Source organism: Aquiflexum sp., assembly GCF_977115555.1.
Genome location: NZ_CDSBKL010000438.1, coordinates 1 through 3266, shown reverse-complemented (window position 1 = coordinate 3266; position 3266 = coordinate 1). Strand labels below are relative to the sequence as shown.

2 protein-coding genes are annotated in these 3266 nt (G+C 41.1%); both read left to right on the top strand.

The genetic code is table 11. The annotated features are described in order from the left end of the window. The coding region (locus ACZFYI_RS17930; protein WP_462525495.1) for a TonB-dependent receptor at window positions 1-2328 on the top strand (2328 nt) is incomplete at its 5' end. A gap of 161 nt (window positions 2329-2489) precedes the next feature. Beyond that, complete coding sequence (locus ACZFYI_RS17925) at window positions 2490-3257, top strand: hypothetical protein (protein WP_462525494.1); 768 nt, start codon at window positions 2490-2492, stop codon at window positions 3255-3257. Window positions 3258-3266: the final 9 nt, after the last annotated feature.

Sequence of the window (3266 nt, the reverse complement as noted above, 5' to 3'; positions counted from 1 at the left end):
CAATCCAAAGGATTGGCATTTGCAAATGTGTTGCTGAAAAGCATTCCCGACTCAGTATTGGTGAAAGGAATTATATCGGATGAGTCCGGGAACTATTTTTTTTCGGAAATACCCGAGGGAGAATACTTTGTGGAAGTTTTTATCATGGGATATTCCAAATCCTATACCCCCGGCTTCATTATTTCAGGAACAGAAAAAAATGAGTTAGGTGGAATAATGGTGATGGAGGAAGCCCAAAATCTGGAAGAGGTGACTGTAGTGGCCACTAGGCCATTTTTTGAGTTGGAAGAGGGAAAAATGGTAGTCAATGTGGCCAACAGCATTTCCGCTGCCGGATTATCGGTCATCGATGTATTGGATAGATCTCCAGGCGTAATGGTAAACAGGCAGAGCAATTCCCTTTCTATTTTAGGAAAAAATGGGGTGGTTATCCTGATGAACGGCCACAGGTTCAGAATGCCCATAGAGGCTGCCTATCAGATGCTGGCCGGTCTCAATTCGAGTGATGTCGAAAAGATCGAGATCATTACTGTCCCTCCTGCAAACTATGATGCTGACGGTGATGCTGGTTTTATCAATATCGTGATGAAAAAGGACAATGCTATGGTTGGCACCAATGGTTCCTTTACGGTCGGACAAGGCTATGGATCGGGCTATAATGGCAACATGAGCTTTAGTCTCAACCATCAGGGTCCCAAATTCAGTTGGTTTGGGATTTTGTCTGCGACTTATGTCGATCAGGTTCAGGAATGGGAATCCTTTAGAGGTAACAATAATGGCTTTGAAGATATCAAAATAAATACAGAAACCGATCGCTTCGGCTCTAGAAAGTCCATCAACTATCAAGCTGGGTTTGACTACAAGCTCACAACTAATACCATCCTTAGTGGCTTGGTCAGTGGATATAATAACCGTTGGGATATGACTGCACCCAACACTACAAAATCAAATTATTCCATTTCCCCCGATACCCTTATTAAGATGAATATTGTGGAAGTCAATAAATGGAGTCATATCATGGGCAATATCAATCTTCAGCATACTTTTCAAAACGGGCAGGTTATCAGTACCAATGTAGATTACCTGACCTACAAAAATTCCAATCCCTCCTGGTATACCATTATGAATTATGATGAATCCAATGATTTGATCAGTTCAGAGGAATTCAGAATAAGCAAAGATACCCCCATTGAGCTGTGGGTGACTGACCTCAACCATTCCATGAAAATCGGGAAATCAGTAGCTGTGGAATCAGGACTTAGAGCGACTTTTTCACAATTCACCAATACGGTGGTCTTCGAAGAGAAATTGGGATCAGATTGGAAGATTGACCCAAACTTCACCAATGATGGCCTTCTCAATGAAGATATATTGGCTGCTTTTTCCACCGCAAAAATTGAGTTTGACGAAAAGACTACTTTAAATGCAGGAGTAAGGTACGAGAACACCAAAACCAACCTGACCACTGTTTCGGGAGAGGAAATCGTGGACAGGCACTATGGGGATTTCTTTCCAACGACATTTTTATCCAGAAAAATAAATGACAACAACTTGGTTCAAGTGTCCTATGGGAGGAGAATTACCCGTCCTACTTTCAATCAGATGGCACCTTTTGTGTTTTTTTCTGACCCTTTTACCTTCTTCGCCGGAAATGAAAACATACTTCCTACTTACACCAACACCCTGAAAACAGATTATTCCTACAAAAGTATGATATTCTCTGTGCAGTATAGCAGGGACAAAAATGTAATCGCTTCCTTTCAACCTACCCTGGATGAAGAGACCAATACCGTATTCTTAAAAACGGAAAATCTTGACCAAATGAAGACTTTTGCCATGATGGTTGCTTTTCCTTTAAAAATAAATTCCTGGTGGGAAACCCAAAACACTTTCACGGCCAATTATCAAAGAGTCAATTCAGAGTTAAATGGGGAGGTTTATGAAGTAGATCAGAAAGGAATTCAGGTGGTTTTAACAAATACTTTCACCCTTCCAAAAAAATACACCATTGAGTTGATGGGCAATTATAATTCGCCCACTATCAATGGCTATTTCAATTGGCTTTCCCGGGGCTTCGTCAATCTCGGAATCCAAAAAGACTTTGAAAAATCCGGAGTATTAAGGGTATCCTGCAACGATATTTTTGAAACAAGCCAACTGCGATGGAGGTCATTTGAAGGTGCGGATTTGGAATTTTCGGGCAGGTTGAAATTTGAAAAAAGGGTGTTTATGGCCACCTACACTTATAAGTTTGGAAACAACAAGATCCAAGGAACAAGGAAAAGAAAAGTAGGTTCCCAAGAGGAGCAAAGAAGGGTTACCAATTGATTAGATTACATTTTTCATTGCGGGAAAATGAATCACTGTATTGGGACAATTTTGGGGTAGGTTCGTCCCAATCACCTCTGAAACGAGATAAAAAAAAATGATATTGTTTCATAATTTTCAATCAATCTAAAATAAGTTAATCAACCTTAACCAAGATAACCATGAAAAAAAGAATGAATTATGTAATCATCCTGACAATGGGAATAGCTCTCAATTGGGCTTTACTGTCTTCCTCTATTGCCCAAACCGAACCACTCGGCCCATTGATGTCAGTGACCGAATTTACCATCAAGCCCGGGCATGAAATGCAATTTAGGGAAGGTATCAAAGCATGGAAAGCCTGCTACCTGGAAAACAAGGGTGATTGGACATGGAGAGTGTGGCAAAGACAGCAGGGAGAAGGAAGTGTTTTTGTGCTTGCTTCAGATATGGCAAACTGGGCTGAAATGGACAAAACCGATGAATCCGGAAAAAAATGCCAAGACCTTGCCCGGACTATGATCAATCCACATATCGAGAAAGCTACCTCACATGTGACCCGTTTTCAATTAGGAATTAGCAAAGGTTCTCCACTTACAGAAGATATAATCAGGGTTTCTTTCTATGATTTGAACCCCATAAATGGCCATCGACTGATGGAGGTAGTCAAAGAAGTGGAAGGAATCCGCAAAAGTGCAGGACTTGAACCCGGAGGTTATTGGTATCAATGGCAGACAGCGGGACCCGAAAGCCCAAGTCTCCATCACGTGATGCCTTATAAAGATTATGCAGCGATGGATATCATCCAGGAAGGAGTTTGGCAGACTGTAGAAAAAAATGCAGGAAAGGCAAAAAGGGATGAGCTTCAGGCTGCATTTCGATCATCCCTTCAAAACACTTGGAACTATATCTACACCTTGGATAAGGACATAAGTAGGCCTAGTAAATAAAGAAAATCG